The organism is Asticcacaulis machinosus (assembly GCF_028550435.1).
In the GTDB taxonomy this organism is placed as follows: domain Bacteria; phylum Pseudomonadota; class Alphaproteobacteria; order Caulobacterales; family Caulobacteraceae; genus Asticcacaulis; species Asticcacaulis machinosus.
Window position 1 is genome coordinate 368,057 of sequence record NZ_JAQQKV010000001.1, and the last position, 17,218, is coordinate 385,274.

At 49.6% G+C, this 17,218-nt stretch carries 15 protein-coding genes; 5 read left to right on the top strand and 10 right to left on the bottom strand.

What is annotated here, in order from left to right; genetic code table 11:
- The first annotated feature begins 50 nt into the window (after positions 1-50).
- Positions 51-1,193, top strand: coding sequence for a DUF3089 domain-containing protein (locus PQU98_RS01770; protein WP_272743157.1), 1,143 nt, complete (start codon positions 51-53; stop codon positions 1,191-1,193).
- On the opposite strand, the gene recG is transcribed toward PQU98_RS01770, so the two are convergent.
- Complete coding sequence (gene recG, locus PQU98_RS01775) at positions 1,190-3,253, bottom strand: ATP-dependent DNA helicase RecG (protein WP_272743158.1); 2,064 nt, start codon at positions 3,251-3,253, stop codon at positions 1,190-1,192. The genes PQU98_RS01770 and recG overlap by 4 nt on opposite strands.
- 99 nt (positions 3,254-3,352) lie before the next feature.
- Between recG and PQU98_RS01780 the strand changes: the two genes are divergently transcribed.
- Together PQU98_RS01780 and mfd are read left to right on the top strand one after the other, a co-directional pair.
- Positions 3,353-3,640, top strand: a complete 288-nt coding sequence (locus tag PQU98_RS01780; protein ID WP_272743159.1) for an FAD assembly factor SdhE — start codon at positions 3,353-3,355, stop codon at positions 3,638-3,640.
- 6 nt (positions 3,641-3,646) lie between these two features.
- Positions 3,647-7,126 carry a transcription-repair coupling factor gene (gene mfd, locus PQU98_RS01785; protein ID WP_272743160.1) on the top strand — a complete coding sequence of 1,160 codons (3,480 nt, stop codon included), beginning with the start codon at positions 3,647-3,649 and terminating at the stop codon, positions 7,124-7,126.
- Here mfd and PQU98_RS01790 read toward each other — a convergent pair.
- From PQU98_RS01790 to PQU98_RS01800, 3 genes are all read right to left on the bottom strand, one after another.
- Positions 7,123-8,490 carry a diguanylate cyclase domain-containing protein gene (locus tag PQU98_RS01790; protein WP_368408127.1) on the bottom strand — a complete coding sequence of 456 codons (1,368 nt, stop codon included), beginning with the start codon at positions 8,488-8,490 and terminating at the stop codon, positions 7,123-7,125. The genes mfd and PQU98_RS01790 overlap by 4 nt on opposite strands.
- A 37-nt stretch (positions 8,491-8,527) precedes the next feature.
- On the bottom strand, positions 8,528-8,767 hold the full coding sequence (locus PQU98_RS01795) for a sulfurtransferase TusA family protein (RefSeq protein WP_272743161.1): 240 nt from the start codon (positions 8,765-8,767) through the stop codon (positions 8,528-8,530).
- Between the two features lie 77 nt (positions 8,768-8,844).
- Positions 8,845-10,182 carry a glycoside hydrolase 5 family protein gene (locus PQU98_RS01800; RefSeq protein ID WP_272743162.1) on the bottom strand — a complete coding sequence of 446 codons (1,338 nt, stop codon included), beginning with the start codon at positions 10,180-10,182 and terminating at the stop codon, positions 8,845-8,847.
- Positions 10,183-10,349: 167 nt separating this feature from the next.
- Here PQU98_RS01800 and PQU98_RS01805 point away from each other — a divergent pair, with 167 nt between their 5' ends.
- Together PQU98_RS01805 and PQU98_RS01810 are read left to right on the top strand one after the other, a co-directional pair.
- Positions 10,350-11,138 (top strand): DUF3313 family protein, encoded by a 789-nt coding sequence (locus tag PQU98_RS01805; RefSeq protein WP_272743163.1) that lies wholly within the window; start codon positions 10,350-10,352, stop codon positions 11,136-11,138.
- A 75-nt stretch (positions 11,139-11,213) separates the two neighbouring features.
- On the top strand, positions 11,214-11,861 hold the full coding sequence (locus PQU98_RS01810) for a trimeric intracellular cation channel family protein (protein WP_272743164.1): 648 nt from the start codon (positions 11,214-11,216) through the stop codon (positions 11,859-11,861).
- Here the strand turns inward: PQU98_RS01810 and nfi are convergent.
- The 6 genes from nfi to PQU98_RS01840 form a co-directional block, all read right to left on the bottom strand.
- On the bottom strand, positions 11,850-12,518 hold the full coding sequence (gene nfi / locus PQU98_RS01815) for a deoxyribonuclease V (protein WP_272743165.1): 669 nt from the start codon (positions 12,516-12,518) through the stop codon (positions 11,850-11,852). The genes PQU98_RS01810 and nfi overlap by 12 nt on opposite strands.
- A gap of 279 nt (positions 12,519-12,797) precedes the next feature.
- Positions 12,798-13,778 (bottom strand): 2-hydroxyacid dehydrogenase, encoded by a 981-nt coding sequence (locus tag PQU98_RS01820; RefSeq protein WP_272743166.1) that lies wholly within the window; start codon positions 13,776-13,778, stop codon positions 12,798-12,800.
- A gap of 78 nt (positions 13,779-13,856) precedes the next feature.
- Positions 13,857-14,357 carry a glycine zipper 2TM domain-containing protein gene (locus PQU98_RS01825; protein ID WP_272743167.1) on the bottom strand — a complete coding sequence of 167 codons (501 nt, stop codon included), beginning with the start codon at positions 14,355-14,357 and terminating at the stop codon, positions 13,857-13,859.
- Positions 14,358-14,612: 255 nt separating this feature from the next.
- On the bottom strand, positions 14,613-15,425 hold the full coding sequence (locus PQU98_RS01830) for an MBL fold metallo-hydrolase (RefSeq protein WP_272743168.1): 813 nt from the start codon (positions 15,423-15,425) through the stop codon (positions 14,613-14,615).
- Positions 15,425-16,210, bottom strand: a complete 786-nt coding sequence (locus tag PQU98_RS01835) for a TatD family hydrolase (RefSeq protein WP_272743169.1) — start codon at positions 16,208-16,210, stop codon at positions 15,425-15,427. Before PQU98_RS01835 ends, PQU98_RS01830 begins: the two co-directional genes overlap by 1 nt.
- A 2-nt stretch (positions 16,211-16,212) precedes the next feature.
- Positions 16,213-17,217, bottom strand: coding sequence for a DNA polymerase III subunit delta' (locus tag PQU98_RS01840; protein ID WP_272743170.1), 1,005 nt, complete (start codon positions 17,215-17,217; stop codon positions 16,213-16,215).
- Between the last annotated feature and the right edge of the window lies 1 nt (position 17,218).

A 17,218-nucleotide genomic window follows, 5' to 3' on the forward strand; every position in this document is an offset into this window, starting at 1 on the left:
TGAGCTTATATGATCATTTGCCAATCGTTTTTAAGGTTAACCACGCGCTCATGGCAAAGCCAGTTTTTCTAAAACATAATCTGGGTGTGATATCACTGATATCTGTGGCGGGCGTGTTGGCGCTGGCCTTAATTCTGTTTAGCGACGACATTAAACGCCATAATATGGATCCCAAGGTTCCATTTCAGACCTATCAACGTCCCCCAGCCCCGGACTACGCTAAGCCATCAAGTTGGTATCTAAATCCATCCCTGTCCCGCACGGCATCAACGCGTAAAGCTGATGTCTTTTTTGTCCATGCGACAAGTTATAGTGTGGGGAAGGAATGGCTTGGCCCCATCGATGACCAGGCGGCAAGCGATGACATATTGCAGATGCAGTTGCCTAACTACGCGGCACCTTTTGCCACGGAAGGCAATGTGTACGCTCCGCGCTACCGTCAAGCCGGCCTCTATAGTATGCTGACCAGGCGTGAAGATGCCCGCGAAGCGCGCCAATTTGCTTATGGTGATGTCGAAAAAGCCTTTGAGGCGTTTCTACGTCAAAGGCGAGGGGATCGTGGACTGGTGCTGGCAGGTGTAGAGCAGGGTGGCCTGATCGTTGATAGATTATTGAAAACCAAGATCTTGCCTGACAAAAATCTGTCATCCCAGCTCATTGCCGTTTATATTTTTGAAGCGATTGTGCCTGCATCAGACTATCAAAATGGTGAGGTGAAAGCCTGTGGTAGCCGTTCACAAACGGGATGCGTACTGGCCTATATGAGTGTCGATGCCGGTCGACCTGATCAAGCTTTGCAGGCCGAACGCAAAGCGCTTATCTGGAGTGAAAATTTCAATCTTGTGCCTCTAGGAAAAGAAAAAGCCCTGTGCGTCAACCCCTTAACCGGAGATACCTCAGAAAGCGATGTAGATGCACGTCAAAGCCTTGGTGCCGTAAATGCGACGGGTTTGGAGTGGGACACGCCACCGGCACTTGTGCCGCGTAAGGTGAGCGCACAATGCCGCGGAGGAATGCTATATATCACACGCCCAAACTCTCCAACCTTCGAAGATGATGGCACATGGATCTCCAGAATGAAGGTAAATAGCTACAATCTTTTTTACGGCGATATTAAAACTGATTTCCGGGATAGGCTTTATAGTTTTCCCTACAATCAGAAAGCTCAAAAATTCCAGACTGTAACAGATTAATCTGCCTTATCAGGTACATCTAACCTCCAATCAAACAGGTTTCTTAAAATATCAAGAGCGTGTACCCGTGCTCTAGGCAAATCGTGATGCTTTTGGATAAGGTAAGATGCTTCGCGGGATGCCATAGCAATTAAATCGTCATGGCTGACTGGATTTACGAAGCGATACTCTGGAAAGCCCGATTGTTTAGCCCCAAGAATATCGCCTTCACCTCGTAATTTCCAATCTGTCTCAGCGATTAAAAAACCATCTTCAGTGTCGCGTAATAGTTCAAGTCGAGCCTGAGCATTTTTGCTTAAAGGCATGTCATACAAAAGAATACATGCACTTTTATCTGTACCGCGCCCAACCCGCCCGCGGAGTTGATGAAGCTGTGCCAATCCGAAACGCTCTGCCTGTTCAATGATGATGATGGTGGCATTCGGTACGTCTATCCCGACCTCGACTACGGTGGTTGCGCACAGCAATTTGATTTCGTTACGTGCAAAGCGACTAATCACGGTGTCCTTATCAACCGGCGGCATTCGACCATGCACGAGCCCAACTTCCGCACCGAGTACGTCTGACAATTCACGGTACCGTGCTTCAACGGCCATCAGATCAGATTCGGCGGTATCCTCAACCAGAGGACACACCCAATAGGCCTGAGCCCCCGTCGACAGAACAGTTTTCAGTCGTTTAAAGACATCATTCAGGCGCGCTCTTGGGATAACTGCCGTGTGGATAGCTTGCCGCCCAGGGGGCTTTTCATCCAGTATGCTTAGGTCAGCCTCACCATAAACTGTTAGCGCCAAAGTACGCGGTATTGGCGTCGCTGACATTGATAGATAATGAACGCTGTCGCCTTTTTGGAAAAGCTTTTGTCGCTGACCAACCCCAAACCTGTGTTGCTCGTCGATGACTGCCAGTTGCAGCGATTTAAACTCCACCCCATCCTGAAAAACGGCATGGGTGCCAAATATAATCGATGCGAGACCGGCCGCTACATTTGCACGCTTTTGTTCACGAACAAGCCCTTTGTCGCGCCCGGTCATGAGTATGGCATTGACGCCCAAACTTTCGAGTATGGGTAATGCTTTTTCATAATGTTGCCGAACCAGAATTTCGGTTGGAGCCATCATCACGCTCTGAAATCCCGCCTCTGCTACGTCAAGCATGGCCATGAGCGCCACCAGCGTTTTACCTGACCCGACATCGCCCTGAATAAGGCGGTTCATTCTGTAACCAGAATTAAGATCGTGCCGAACATCATCCAGCGCGCGACTTTGCGCGCCTGTAAACGCGAAGGGTAATGAGTCACGAGCCCTGTCTGACCAGATGTTGCTGGATATTTTAATTGCCGGACTAGCCTGGCGATTAGCTTTACGACTTTTCAGAGCCAATTGATGTGCCAGCGCTTCATCATAAGCTAAACGCCGACGATAAATGTGACCCGGATGTATCCCAGTTACACCTTGAGGCATGTGTACACCCTGCAGTGCTGTGTTAAAGGCAGGCCATCCTTCCCTTTGCAACAGGTCCTCACCTAACCATTCAGGCAGATTGGGCAGGGTAGTCAGCCCGCTTTGAACAAATCTTCGTATAGTGCGTGACGTCAATGACTGCGTGGCGGGATAGACGGCCTCAAACGGCGGAATATCACCTCCGTGGCTTTCTGCGACCACGTAATCCGGGTGAGTCATTTGTAAGAGGCCGTTAAAGATTTCGATCTTACCGCTTACCCATCGTTGTGAACCCACTGGGTGCTTGATTTCAAAACCCCGTATTTTATGGAAAAATATGAGATGAAGTTCACCGGTTGCGTCCGTCGCTACAATGCGCTGAGGGCCACGAAGGTTAGTGGGGTAAGCGGAAATCGTGACTAAAACAGTTTGTGTAAGGCCCGAAATGGCCGAAGCCAAAGTTGTCACCGGGCGCTCAATAACTCCTGACGGTACAGTAAATACTAAATCCCGTACCGTTGGGCCAACATGCTTTATCAAAAGCGGCGCAATTTTAGGCCCAACCCCTTTCAGGGCGGATAAAGACGTGTAATAGGGAAACAGAATCTCCGGGCGCATCACAAGGGATCATGCCGGATGGCAGGGTCCGTGAACAGTCGCCCTAGCAATATTATATCCGTCTTATCCCCCTTAATGAGAGGGCTGGAGCAAATCATCATGACCAGCATGCACGACGAAGACAGGTTAGCGCGGCAACGTAAATTATCGTTTCGTGCCTGGCGCCGCGGCTTTAAGGAAGCGGATATTATACTAGGTAATTATGCAGACGATCGCCTGGATACGATGACCATTGAGGAACTCGATATATTCGAAGTGCTATTGGAAGTACCAGATCAGGATCTTTACGGCTGGATTATTAAAAGAGATCCCACGCCGGATGAATTTCAATCTATAATCATGAATGAACTCAACGTTTATTATAAAAAAGCTTATACGAAAATTTAAAAAAGTATGACCGATTTAATCAGGATTTCGAGCGACCTGCCCGACCTAATACTCACCGGATGCCCCCCCGGTTTTGATAGTCTGATCCTCTCCGATATTGTCAGGGCAGACGGTATTGGACTTTTTATGGCTCGTGATTACGGGCGCATGAATGCCGTCGCAGAAGAGCTGAATTTTTACGCACCGGATATTGATGTTATTAAATTTCCAGCCTGGGATTGCCTGCCATACGATCGCGTAAGCCCATCGGGAGGCCTGATCGCCCAGCGCATGGCTGGCCTGACACGTTTGCAAAGCCTTAATACCGAAAAGCGCGCCAAGCCTGTCGTCATTTTGACGACGGCCGCCGCAATGACTCAGAAAGTCCCACCTCGGCAAACGACCCAGGATAGTTTTCTATCGCTACGGCCGGGGCAAAGCATCGACACCACTAGGCTCGAAGCTTATTTTTCTCGCAATGGGTATAATCGTGTATCTACCGTGTCCGAGCGTGGCGAATTTGCCGTTCGGGGGGGCATCATAGATGTATTTTCGCCTAGCCAGGACGAGCCGGTGCGTCTTGATTTTTTTGGTGATACCCTCGAATCTTTAAGGACATTTGATCCCGAAACCCAACGTTCATTGAAAACCATTCACAGCCTTGATTTTATGGCCGTGAGTGAAATCCTTCTGGACGAAGAGTCTATCAAGCGGTTTCGACAGGCGTATCTCGAATCTTTTGGCGCAGCGGGTGACGATCCTCTTTATGCAGCTATATCAAATGGCGTCCGCCGCCAGGGTATGGAGCATATGCTGCCACTATTTTATCCTCATCTCGACAGTGTGTTTGATTATCTGCCTTCTAATGTGCTGATTTTTATGGATGCGCTGGCCGACGCGGCTTTTGAAGAGCGTCAGGCAACTATTCAGGATGCCTATCAAAACCGTAAATCTGCCTCAGAGCAAAAAGGGGGCAGTTCTTACCGAGCACTGCCTCCAGAAAAACTTTATGTAAATGAGCGCGAATGGAAAAGTGCTCTGAAACGTTTCAGAATCCGTCGCTTTGAAGCCTTATATCGCGATGGCGATGCCATTATTGATGTGGGCGCCCGCGCAGGGCGGAGTTTTGCGCCCGAACGGCTCCAGGACAGTGTAAACCTGTTTGCCTCCGTCACGGATCACGCCAAATCGCAATCTAAAGCTGGCAAGCGTGTTATATTCGCCTCCTGGACCGATGGTTCATCGGAACGTCTATCAACCCTATTGAGTGATCATGGATTAGGGACGATAAGACAAGCCTTAAACTGGGCTGACGCTATGACGTTTGGTGTGGCGGGCACCAAGGCGAAACCCATACAAAGGGCGGTCTTGCCGCTCGATCAAGGTTTTGAAACTGAAAATCTGGTTATCATTTCTGAAACAGATATCTTAGGTGATCGTTTAGCTCGTCCCCGTAAAAGACGAAGAGCAAACAATTTTTTAGCCGAAGCTTCTGCCCTGTCTCAAGGCGATCTGGTGGTTCACATCGAACATGGTATCGGACGCTATGATGGCTTAAAAACTTTGACGGTTGATCATGCGCCTCACGACTGTCTGGAGTTGCAGTATGCCAGCGATGCAAAACTATATCTTCCGGTAGAGAATATTGATCTTCTGACACGGTATGGCGCTGATAGCGACAGTGCACAGCTTGACCGCTTAGGGTCAGCAAGTTGGCAGGCGCGTAAAACCAAAGCCAAGGATCGGCTACGGGAAATGGCCGATGGCCTTATCCAGCTTGCCGCCGCTCGTGCGCTCAAAGTTGGGGTCCAGATTGACCCGCCATCAGGTCTTTATGATGAATTCTGCGCTCAATTTCCATACGAAGAAACCGAAGATCAACTGGGGGCGATTGCGGATGTTCTGGAAGACTTAGCCAAAGGTCAGCCGATGGATCGGCTGATCTGTGGCGATGTCGGCTTTGGAAAAACAGAGGTTGCGCTCAGAGCGGCTTTCGTCGTGGCTATGTCCGGGCAGCAGGTGGCCATTGTATGTCCGACCACGCTCCTGGCGCGACAGCATTATAAAACCTTCACGCAACGTTTTCAGGGCTGGCCTATCCGCGTCCGCCATCTATCAAGGATGGTGACCCGTAAAGAAGCTGATGAAACACGCGAAGGCCTTAAAAATGGTGAGATCGAAATCGTTATCGGCACACATGCCCTTTTGTCAGAGCAAGTTAAGTTCAAAGACTTAGGCATTGTAATTGTTGATGAAGAGCAACACTTTGGGGTTAAGCACAAAGAGAAGCTGAAATCCTTCCGGTCCGATGTTCATATGTTATCTCTGTCCGCAACCCCCATCCCACGTACTCTGCAAATGGCCCTGTCCGGCATTCGGGAAATGTCGATTATAGCCACCCCGCCTGTGGATAGATTGGCTGTGCGCACCTACGTGCTGCCATTCGATCAGGTCTCAATCCGGGAAGCCTTATTACGTGAAAAATACCGTGGCGGTCAGGCCTACTATGTCGTGCCAAGATTGAGTGATCTGGTCGACGTTCAGGCGTTTTTGCGTGAGCAGGTGCCGGAAATTAAATTCATAGTCGGTCATGGCCAATTGTCACCCACCCAGCTCGAAGATGTCATGTCTGCCTTCTATGAAGGGCAATATGATGTGCTGGTTTCGACCACTATCGTGGAATCAGGACTGGATGTTCCAACCGCAAATACTCTGATTGTTCACCGGGCTGATATGTTTGGTTTGGCGCAGCTTTACCAGATACGCGGTCGCGTCGGCAGATCTAAAACCCGCGCCTATGCTTATCTTACAACGCAGCAGAATAAACCCTTAAGTACCGCATCAGAAAAGCGCCTTAAGGTTCTACAATCACTGGATAATTTAGGCGCAGGATTTCAACTGGCCAGCCATGATCTGGATATACGTGGCGGCGGAAATTTGCTGGGTAACGAACAATCTGGACACATTCGGGAGATCGGGGTCGAGCTGTACCAGCAGATGCTGGAAGATGCAGTGGCTGAGCTTAAAACAAAAAGCGAGGTCACAAACGATGCCCGTGGCTGGTCGCCACAGATCAATGCTGGCGCCGCCATTATGATCCCTGAAAATTATATTCCTGATCTGAATATTCGTCTGTCCCTATACCGGCGCGTATCCGATGCAGAAAAGCTGGAGGACCGCGAAGCGTTGGCGGCTGAGTTGATTGATCGCTTCGGCCCGATTCCGGAAGAAGCCGAGCAACTCTTGAAAGTTGTCGGGATTAAAGGGCTATGTCGCCAGGCCAATGTAGCCAAAATAGATGTAGGCCCAAAAGGCGGGGTCATTACGTTCCGAAATGATCAATTTGAAAATCCGATGGGCCTTATCAAACTTATCCAGTCGCGCCCCAATGACTGGAAGTTAAGACCAGATCAGAAATTACTGGTTAAGGGTGAGTGGGACACCGGGGTCGCGCGACTGCAAGCCGCGGAAAAGATAATGAAGGAACTGGCCGGTTTGGCCGCTTAAATGGCTTCCTGGCGTTGATTGACAGCGGCTGCGGCCCTCATAAGCGCCGCCGCAGCCGGCTCATTAGGTAACAGCTCAGCCACCCCCACATCAAATTCAACGATGAAGGGAGATTTCCCGCTACCGGCTTCAAAAGCTGTGCATCCAATAACGGCAGCAATACGTTCACCGACGCTTTGGGCAGCAGCAAACGTCGTGGCGGGAAGGGCGAGCGCAAAAACCTCTGGTGATAAACGCCCGGCCGTATCTTCGGCTCGCACAAGGCGGGAAATCATAGAGCCGATTTGCGGCATGGCTCGCTCCAGCGCTTTACGCGATCGAGCTGCCGTAATATCCGGCGTTTCGGCGATTTTAAGTACGCACACACTTAAAGGCCTGTTTCGCTCAGAGGCCGCCCGTGACAGCCGAGCCAGATGCCCTGCGAACAAGTCACGGCTGAACAAGCCGGTGCCCTTGTCCATCTTTGGACCGTTCCGGAGACTTTCGAGCGCTTTCCTGATGGTAAACTGGCGTCTGTAGGCTTTAGCCAGGCGTAAAATGCGATCTGCTATTTCCGTTTCAGGAGTTTCCGGGAAGGATATGTCGCTTACACCCCGCAAGTAAGCGTCCCCCATATCGATCTCGACCGTCTTTTGCAGTCTCAAAAAAATAGGCGTGTGATAGAGCCGTGTATTGCGACGCATGCCAGCCGCAACTGCGAGTGCTTCTGCGGGCGTCTTGCCGCCCCACAAAACAACCGTGTCAAACTCTGCATCATGAAGGAAATCAAAGGCGCTGTAACTCGAAAAGGCCCCGACAACATCAGCGCCATAGCCGCGCAATGTATTCATCAACGCCAGGAATTCAGGATCAGGATCCCCCACCGATAAGATGCGTAAGCCTGTTTCCAAACCTAGAGATTCAAGTGACGGCATCTTTAAATCCGTAAAGGTTTCCCGTCGCAGATCGTATTCTTCTTCGGCCACATTTGCCCGCACCATATGTTCCAGACGGAGCATGATCTGATGGGGGTGAGCGCTGGAATTGAACACCATGTCCCACCCTGCGGGGACATCGTATTGTGTATTATCACTGACCAAAATTATTGGCAGACGGCGCGGCTGACAAGCGTTGCGTAAATCAAAAACCAAATCGGCAGATGTTGCGGGATGATCAGCATCGATCAGTACAGCTTCAATCTGCAGATCGGCTATAGCGGCTGCGGCAGCACGTTCGTGGGTGGCCGTAATGGTGCGCCACCCCAGACGATCAAGCTCGTCGCCAAGGCGTGAAGGCCAGTCTTCGTTCCGGCTCAGGATGAGGAGGCGCGCATTCAGCGTCACTTTAAACCTCTGCAGAATCTGTACGCAAATTACCAAGTTCACTGATTCTTATACAGAACTTATGGTTATAAGATAGGGCCTAATCTTTCTGGCGAGCGGCAACTACAAACGCCCAAAACTTATCTAATTTATGAGTTGATTTAATTATGTAATTATTTTTCATACAAAAATGCGGTACATCAACAATGGCCATAGGATCGTCAGCCCACAAGGTCGCATTGGCTCCTGCAGGCAATGTTTCCATGAATTTTCTAAGCTTAAGCGTCGGTACGGGGCAGCGATAGCCGCGCGCATCAATCAGATGGTCTGGTTTTATCATCTATGCCGCCTTTTTGTGGCGGCTACTTAACACGTCACATGTGAAATAAAAACCGCGCCATTATGGCGCGGCTTCATTTATTTTACAGCTTTGATGGCTTCGGCATGAGCTTTTATAAGCGCTTGCGTGCTCGCATCAGTGTTGAATACGCTATACCATCCTTGAGGTTCGTGCGGCGGGTCCCCTACATAAGCCGTTTCGCCACGTCGCATGTGGTAATCTTTATTCAGCGCGCGTCCGGCGCCACCCCACGCCCAGAAATTCGACCCCATAACAGGCCCCTGCGTTTTCACAGCCGTTTCAACGGCATCATAGATCATGCTATAAAACTTATCTTTCCAGATGGTTGGCGTACCAGGTTCATAGGCCACATCATCACGAGGGAAACCGAACTCTTCAAACACAAGCGGCTTTTTGATTTTTTCGGCCATAGCAATATGATCATCGATATATTTGCGAACCTTGGCTTCACCAGCCGCAAATGTGCCCGGCAAATCCTTACCGTCGACCCATGACCAGTTCTGAGGCCATATATGCGCCGTCAGGTAGTCGATGTCCTTATGAGCATCTATGACAAATTGCTCATTACCAACGGCCCCCATCAAGCCCTCATGCCCTAAAGAAACGAGATGGTTTTTATCAAGGCTGCGGATCAAATTTGTGGTCTGGGTTATCCATTGCAGATAAACCGGCATATTTTTAGCCGCCACTTCCGGCCCTCCACCGGGCCGCGGTTCGTTTGACAATTGCCACGACATAATGGTCGGATCATCAATATAAGCTGTTTTTGTCACTGAATTGGTGCGCGACACCAGCATTCGCACATAATCATGATAAAGCCCTACGGCTACCTTATCAGAGTAGAATTGTGAGGCGTAATCTGCAAATGCCGGCCAGGGATATTTAGGGTCGCCGTTATTGATGAATTTACCTGTAGTATAATCCAGATACGCCATCATGCCGCCAGACCATTCCCAAAAATTGGTCAGGTAAAGCACAGCCTTCATGTCACGCTTAGCCATTTCAGCTAAGAGGAAATCAAGACCGTTCAGAAGATCTTGATTGTAAACGCCTTTGTTTTTAGAACTAAAAGCTGGATCCAGTGAGTTATTAATTAGCGAAAGTTCAGACGAAGCCAGAACGCGCAGGTTTGTAACACCCAGTCCTTTTAGATCATCTAACTCTTTCAACAAACGCTCACGGTTACCAAACGCTGCGGGTGCTCCCAAATAGGCACCGTACCAAATATTGGCCCCCACAAAACGGTATGTCAGGCCTTTGTGCTTGAAGTGAAGCCCCTCAACCGTGACGAAATCATTGGCAGGCAATGCCGTCGCCTTGGTCGTGCACGCCGAAGCCATCAAGGCGACACCTGCTGCACCGGCAATAAGACTGCGCCGCGACATTTCAACCATATTTTCCTCCTGTCATTTTTTAAGGCTTAAACCGCCTGCATTGCCCAAACCCATAGCGCAGATTAAATAAAATTGAAATATTTAATTTCATGCAACGTGGAGGCACAATTTACCATCCGAAATGCTCATGCGCGCGTATATCTTATGTAACGACAACAAGGTGACCAATGCGCTTAATATTTTTGCTCTTCCCAGCCGTTTTAAGTTCATTCGGATTGATCGGATGTGTGAGTGCTCCCGTCACGACTCACACCACATTATCAGCCACACAAGATCTGTCTCCAGGTAAGGCAGGGCGCGCTCAAATCAAGGAAAAGCGTAATATCCCGCTGCTGAACACAGTATCAAAAGTCTATATTCATCCGACCAAATTGGCCATTGGTCAGCACACGCGCTACAGCTTATCTGATAAGGAGCGGAATATTGTTTTGAATGAGATTGAAGCTCAAATTTGCTTCGAGTTATCAGAACGATATGAGATTGTTTCAAACAAAGATGTAAGCTCTGCAGAGGTCTATTCTGCAGTTACCTGGTTTGAACCAACCGGAGCGGCGGCTTCTGGTGCCGCCGCGGTAGCAGGTCAATTTATTCCGGGCCCTATTGGATTAAGGTTACCTGGCTCACTGGGAGGGCTGGGCGCGGAAGCTGAAATGATTAAGGATGGCTCACAAATAGCGGCTATAGTCTGGGCGCGCAGAGCTCAGGCTATTGGTACTGACACACCGTCTTTGTCACGTCTGGGCGATGCGTTGCAATTTGCAGAACCGTTTGCTGATGAGGCAGCGCGCATTATGTCCCCGGATCCACTACCGCCCAAGCGTGAGTATACTAAGCATACCGATCCATGTGCACAGTATGGCGGGCGTATAGATGGCAGAGGCTTCGTCACAAAAGCAATCACAGGACTTTACAACCCAACCCAAAGAAGCGACACACAAGACGAAACAGATAAATGAGTAACTGAAGCGTTGGGAATACGGCGGTATATCTGATATGAGGCTGTACCTTCCTATATCAGCCTCAAATATTTTATGCTTGATAACTTTATCGATCCCTTTATCCACGGTTTAAACCTATTAGGCACCGCAGTTTTTGCCATAAGTGGTGCCTTAGTTGCCGCACGCAAACGATTGGATATTATAAGCTTTATATTAATAGCAACGGTTACGGCGGTCGGCGGAGGCACGCTGCGAGATCTGTTATTGGGTATTAGTCCGATCGGATGGGTAGGGGCGCCGCACATCCTCTGGCTGTGCATTGGAAGCGCCGTTACAACCTATTTCGCCGCGCATCTGATTGAGCCTCGGTACAAGCTTCTCCTGTGGGCAGATGCTGCGGGTATGGCCTTGTTCGCCGTTGTCGGGGCTGAAATTGCACTTGCTAATGGCACATCAGGGATTGTGGCTGTGGGCATGGGTGTAATGACCGCCACCTTCGGAGGAATCATAAGGGATGTTTTATGTCAGGAAACATCCCTCGTGCTGCAACAGGAAATCTATGCAACCGCGGCACTCATTGGCGCTTTGAGTTATGTTTTAATGACGATGGTACTGCATATCGATCGCCCGTTTGCTGTGCTTATAGCGTTTGCGGCCGGCTTCATTATCCGAGGTCTGGCTATTGTCTACCGATTGTCACTGCCCATTTATGGCCGCAACGACACCGCTTCAGGCGCTTAGTAGTGACGGTTGCTTAGTTGGGCGAACCTTAGAGAGTTTGTCAGCAAGACGCGTCGGTTCAGGCAGTTTGAAGCGCGTCAAACATCTAAGCGTAATGTCGACAGCCGTTTTCATGCTTAATCGGTGCCCCGGCGATATGAATAGGGGATTGACCTCATCCTTACTGCGCAGCACCACCCCAATCTGCTCACCGCTGGCCATCAGAGCGGATTGCTCTCCCTTATGTGGACCCGGCATGTCATAACGCCCGGTCAGGCGTGACTTGGCAACACCTATGGCGGGCTTATTCAGCAGTACACCAAGATGCGCCGCAATGCCCATACGGCGAGGATGAGCTATACCCTGACCATCCACCATAAACAGGTCTGGACGCGTTACCAGACCATCCAGTGCGTCCAGGACTGCGGGGATTTCCCTGAACGCCAGCAACCCCGGTATATAAGGAAAATCAACCGGTACAGAGGCTTCCACAGCTTCGATAGGCCTTAGATCCTCGATCGACATGGTGACGATTGATGCGTGCGCCAGCCCGTTTTCAATATCATACCCAACATCGACGCCGGCTATGGTTTCAAGAGTGTCAAAATCATCAAACAAGCGAATTTCACGGCGCAACTTCTCTTGAATTGCCCGCGCTTCGCTTTCTGATTTTGGCATGTAAAAACGATGCATGAGCTTAATGGTAGGCGAGGCTCTTATAAAAAATCGATATAGCTTGCAGGCTTAATGGGGCTGAGGTCTGACTGCAATTTCATTAAAAGGGAATTCAGAAAACCCATTTTACCTCATACTTACCTAAAGGCGTCTAGTAAGATTTTTACCTTGTAGCTATGGTGACATCCTGCTCAATATACGGATGATCGTAAAAGCAGTGCGACGCCTTCGACACACAAAGGTGATCCTGACGCCTATTCAAAATCAGCCCAAAAAGCAAAATCAATCAAAAATAGCTTTGCATTCCGGGACAGGGGAGAGGGGGCCGTCACCTGATAGCCAGGCCTTTACATTGGCAACAACAAGCTCTGCCATATCCTTACGGGTTCTAAGTGTTGCCGAACCAATATGTGGCAACAGCACCGAATTATCTGATGAAACAAGCACATCAGGTACGTTCGGTTCATCCGCGAAAACATCAAGTCCGGCGGCAAGGATGGTTTTGTTCGCTAACGCATCGGCAAGGGCAACCTCATTAACAAGACTGCCCCGTGCGATATTCACGAGAATGCCATTCGCTCCCAGCGCCTCAAGAATTGGCCCATCGATCATATTCCGCGTAGCGGACGATGCAGGTGCCGAAACCAACAACACATCGCATGCTATCGCCATAGCCTTAAGGTCACTAAAATATTTATAGCGGACATCCGTTTGAGGATGCCGCCCGTGATACAGAATCGACACCCCGAAAGCTTCTGCGCGGCGAGCGATAGCCCTGCCTATGCGACCAAGACCCACTATGCCCAGTGTCCGCCCCTGTAGCGATGACGACAGAGGGAAGGGGGCCGCCGCCCACTCTCCTTGACGTACAAATCGGTCGGCTTGGGGGATACGCCGCACCGTCGCCAGCAAAAGTCCCATAGCCAGGTCGGCCACGTCTTCAGTCAGAACGTCTGGCGTATGGGTCACTATGATACCATGCCGGCCAGCCCACGACGCATCGATATTATCATAGCCAACACCGTGGTGCGAGATTAGCCTAAGCTGCGGAAAACGCTTCATATATTCAGCATCAATGAGTGTGCGGGCACTACAATTTATAATGCCCCTGACTTCCGCTGATATGTCTTCGATGGTCAGATGCGGCTGATCAGTTTTCCACGGGTCTACAATGCGTACCCATTCACCACTAAATGAGCGCTCAAGTGCGTTTGAAACAAATCTAGTCGGTGGAGACGACAGCAATATTACATTATCGGCCATCCAATAAGCTTACGCGATCAGAGCCACATCTTGAATAAAAAAGTGCCCGACGGATACGGGCACTTTTCTAAACAATTTTCAGTAACGATCGCGATCGTTGCCATGACGATGGCGGCCATCCCATCTTTCGTCGCGTCCGTTATGACGAACATAATAGCTGTTATAGTTGGGACGTTCCGTAAAATAGACAGTCCTGTAACCATCCGGCGGAGAATCCGGCTCATAGTAACCGCGATCATATACGTAATATCTGCTGTTAAGGCAGTTCGCACGCGCTGTTTCTTTTTGATCTTTCGCAATTTTATTGCCGATGGCGCCGCCAACAATAGCCCCCAGAATACCACCTTCAGTTTTTGCACCTTTAGCGGCGACGCCAGAGCCAACGGCAGCGCCCGCAACGGCCCCAATAACAGTGCCTTTGGTTCGGGCATTGCTATTTTTCTGGTAGCAATAACCATCATAGTTTTGAGCTTGTGCTATTGAAGGCGCTACAAACAGACCCAATCCCAAGGCCACAGCCACAAACAGGGGGGCAGATTTTTTAGCTGTAAAAGATTCTGACGGGTTCGAGCTAAACATGGAAACCTCACTTAATATCAAGCGTCCGCAAGGTCGATATGACCTAAATCGTGCACTAATTTAGCACCTTCGAAGTTGAACGGTGGCTGACGAAGTTGAACGGTGGCTGAATGAATTGTGCCAAATTATTGATTTTAAAATAAGGTTTCCATAAGCCAACCATGAGCAAAAGATAAGATCATCAGGCGTAGCAACATTGCAGAAAAATCCCGCATAATATATATTATGGGAAATTAATGAAATAGGGTTCTTATTCTACAGAGGTATTTCTACGGTCAGCCCGTCATAAGCCGGCTCGACATGACGCGGCAAAATCGCTTTTAATGCCGTATAATCCAGATCTTGGTGCAAGTTAGTCAAAATAGCACGTTCGGGCTTTACACGCTCAATCCAACCTAATGTCTTTTCGACATGAGAATGTGTTGAATGCGGCTTTAGGCGCAGCGCATCGACGATCCAAAGTTTAAGGCCCTTAAGGTGCTCGAAATATTCATCGCTGATATCTGATACATCGCTTGAATACGCCACATCACCGATCCTGTATCCGACCGATTTAATCGGGCCGTGTTCCTGTTCAAAAGTTTTGACAGGTACAGCTCCGCCATTTCCCATAATCTGCCACTCTACGCCGTGTGGAGGGATAATATTCGGCGTGCAAATCGGCGGATATCCAAACTTGCCCGTAAATACGTACTCAAATCGCCTAAACAGCCCGTCATAGGTCGCCCGGTCCATATAACCGTCAATATTACGCTGATTGGCCATCGCGAAAAAGCGCATGTCGTCAATACCATGCGTTTGATCTGCATGATCATGAGTCCATAAAATGGCATCTAAATGCCTTATCCCAGCCCTTAGAACCTGCTCACGAAATTCAGGTGCTGTATCAATCACAATCTGGGTTTGTATGTCCGGTGCATTGTCATCATACACACAAGCAGCCGCACTGCACCGGGATCGCCGATTCTTTGGATTTGCAGGATCACAGGCTCCCCAATAGCCGTCGACCCTTGGCACGCCACTTGAGCAACCTGATCCAAGTACAACAATTTTAAGAATTTTTGTCATCAGGTAATAGGTTTAGGAATACGGTCAAACAGTTCAAAAAAAGCAGCATCCGTTAACGCCTTCGTTTCATCAAGGCTCCAACCGCGTATATCTGCAAGTTTATCATAGACATGGGTTACACAGGCGGGTTCATTACGTCTGCCGCGCCACGGCACCGGTGCCAAATACGGGCAGTCCGTCTCAACGATTATACGGTCTTTTGGCATATTTTTGATGATGTCACGCACATCCTGCGCCGCCTTAAACGTCGCAATGCCAGAAACCGAAAACCAGGCACCAATATCTGCCGCTCTACGGGCCAGATCAGGGCCGCTCGTGTAGCAATGCAGCAGGAATTTAAATTCACCATTGCGGTGCTCAGAATGTAAAATATCCCACATTTCTGCGTCGGCTTCACGTGTATGAACCACTAACGCAAGCCCGCTTTCACGCGCGGCCTGAATATGGGTGCGAAATACCTTCGCCTGAATGTCACGCGGACTATAGTCGTAATGGAAATCAAGCCCGCACTCCCCTATTCCCACAACCTTTGGACGCTTGGCCAACGATAAAAGACCGTCCACAGTGATGCCAGGATCTTCTTTGGCTTCGTGCGGATGGGTGCCTACCGTTGCCCAAATATCATCGTAAGCTTCGGCTACTGCATAACAGGCATTAAAATTAGACACCCTGTCGCAAATATTGACCATAAGTCGAACGCCGGCGGCACGCGCGCGGCCTATAACTTCATCGCGGTCCTCTTCATATTGAGCGGCATGGAGATTCACGTGGCTATCGATATACATAGTCAGGCAATCTCTCTGATATCACGGCACAATGACCAGAAATACTCACCACGGTCCAAATTTACAGCTTCAGTTTCCGCAGTCACCACGCTCAGGCGAGCCCACAAATCCGCCCATTGCCGGGCCCGCCCATATGGGTGGCTGCTCAAGGCCCGTTCACGCACCTGCTCACACAAGACATCCATAAACAGGCCGAATTTTTTAACGCCATCAGATTTGGCCGAACTGGTTTTGAACTCAGTCGCATAACGGATAAGCTCTGCACGTGGCGGAGGGGATGATGACAAAATCCGCCCCGCCAGATTATCCATGTCAAGCGCCTTGTCCTGCCATAGTTTTACGGCCTTTCCAGGCGACCCCTTAGCCATTGAAATCAGGCGATCAAGGTCATCGCCTCTCGCATCTACATTCGGCTCGACAAAGGCACGTACAGCTTCATCCTGCCATGGCGCAAACGTCAGGCGACGGCACCGTGAACGGATCGTCGCCAGCAATTTTCCGGGAGAATGCGATACCAAAAACAGGATTCCACGCTCAGGTGGCTCCTCAAGAATTTTCAATAACGCATTGGCTGAGTTAATATTTAAATCATCAACAGAATCGATAATGGCCACACGATAAGCCGATCGTGACGGGGCTTTGGAAAAAAAAGTCCCTACGTCGCGAATAGCTTCAACCGTAATATTCTTTTTTAGCTTACCGCTATCATTGGTCTCACGCTCAAGTGCCAGCATGTCCGGATGAGATTGCGCAGCAATCAATTTTGCATCAGCGTCTCGATGTGAAATACCTAAAAGCCCTAATGATGGATCACGATCATTGCCCATCAAAAACCGGGCTGTGCGATAGGCAAACGTCGCCTTACCCACCCCTTGGGGCCCGCATAACAACCACGCATGGTGCAACCGACCACGCCCAAACGCATCCAGAAATGCACGCTCCGCCGCCTCGTTATGAATGTAATCATAGGTATCGCGCGGGTGTGTAGTAGTTGCGTTTATTTCCATG

Bases quoted from the DNA above. Each gene is read 5' to 3' on its own strand.
- PQU98_RS01770 (WP_272743157.1), top strand. From the start codon at position 51: ATGGCAAAGCCAGTTTTTCTAAAACATAATCTGGGTGTGATATCACTG.
- recG (WP_272743158.1), bottom strand. From the start codon at position 3,253: ATGCGCCCGGAGATTCTGTTTCCCTATTACACGTCTTTATCCGCCCTG.
- PQU98_RS01780 (WP_272743159.1), top strand. From the start codon at position 3,353: ATGACCAGCATGCACGACGAAGACAGGTTAGCGCGGCAACGTAAATTA.
- mfd (WP_272743160.1), top strand. From the start codon at position 3,647: ATGACCGATTTAATCAGGATTTCGAGCGACCTGCCCGACCTAATACTC.
- PQU98_RS01795 (WP_272743161.1), bottom strand. From the start codon at position 8,767: ATGATAAAACCAGACCATCTGATTGATGCGCGCGGCTATCGCTGCCCC.
- PQU98_RS01800 (WP_272743162.1), bottom strand. From the start codon at position 10,182: ATGGTTGAAATGTCGCGGCGCAGTCTTATTGCCGGTGCAGCAGGTGTC.
- PQU98_RS01805 (WP_272743163.1), top strand. From the start codon at position 10,350: ATGCGCTTAATATTTTTGCTCTTCCCAGCCGTTTTAAGTTCATTCGGA.
- PQU98_RS01810 (WP_272743164.1), top strand. From the start codon at position 11,214: ATGCTTGATAACTTTATCGATCCCTTTATCCACGGTTTAAACCTATTA.
- nfi (WP_272743165.1), bottom strand. From the start codon at position 12,518: ATGCCAAAATCAGAAAGCGAAGCGCGGGCAATTCAAGAGAAGTTGCGC.
- PQU98_RS01820 (WP_272743166.1), bottom strand. From the start codon at position 13,778: ATGGCCGATAATGTAATATTGCTGTCGTCTCCACCGACTAGATTTGTT.
- PQU98_RS01825 (WP_272743167.1), bottom strand. From the start codon at position 14,357: ATGTTTAGCTCGAACCCGTCAGAATCTTTTACAGCTAAAAAATCTGCC.
- PQU98_RS01830 (WP_272743168.1), bottom strand. From the start codon at position 15,425: ATGACAAAAATTCTTAAAATTGTTGTACTTGGATCAGGTTGCTCAAGT.
- PQU98_RS01835 (WP_272743169.1), bottom strand. From the start codon at position 16,210: ATGTATATCGATAGCCACGTGAATCTCCATGCCGCTCAATATGAAGAG.
- PQU98_RS01840 (WP_272743170.1), bottom strand. From the start codon at position 17,217: ATGGAAATAAACGCAACTACTACACACCCGCGCGATACCTATGATTAC.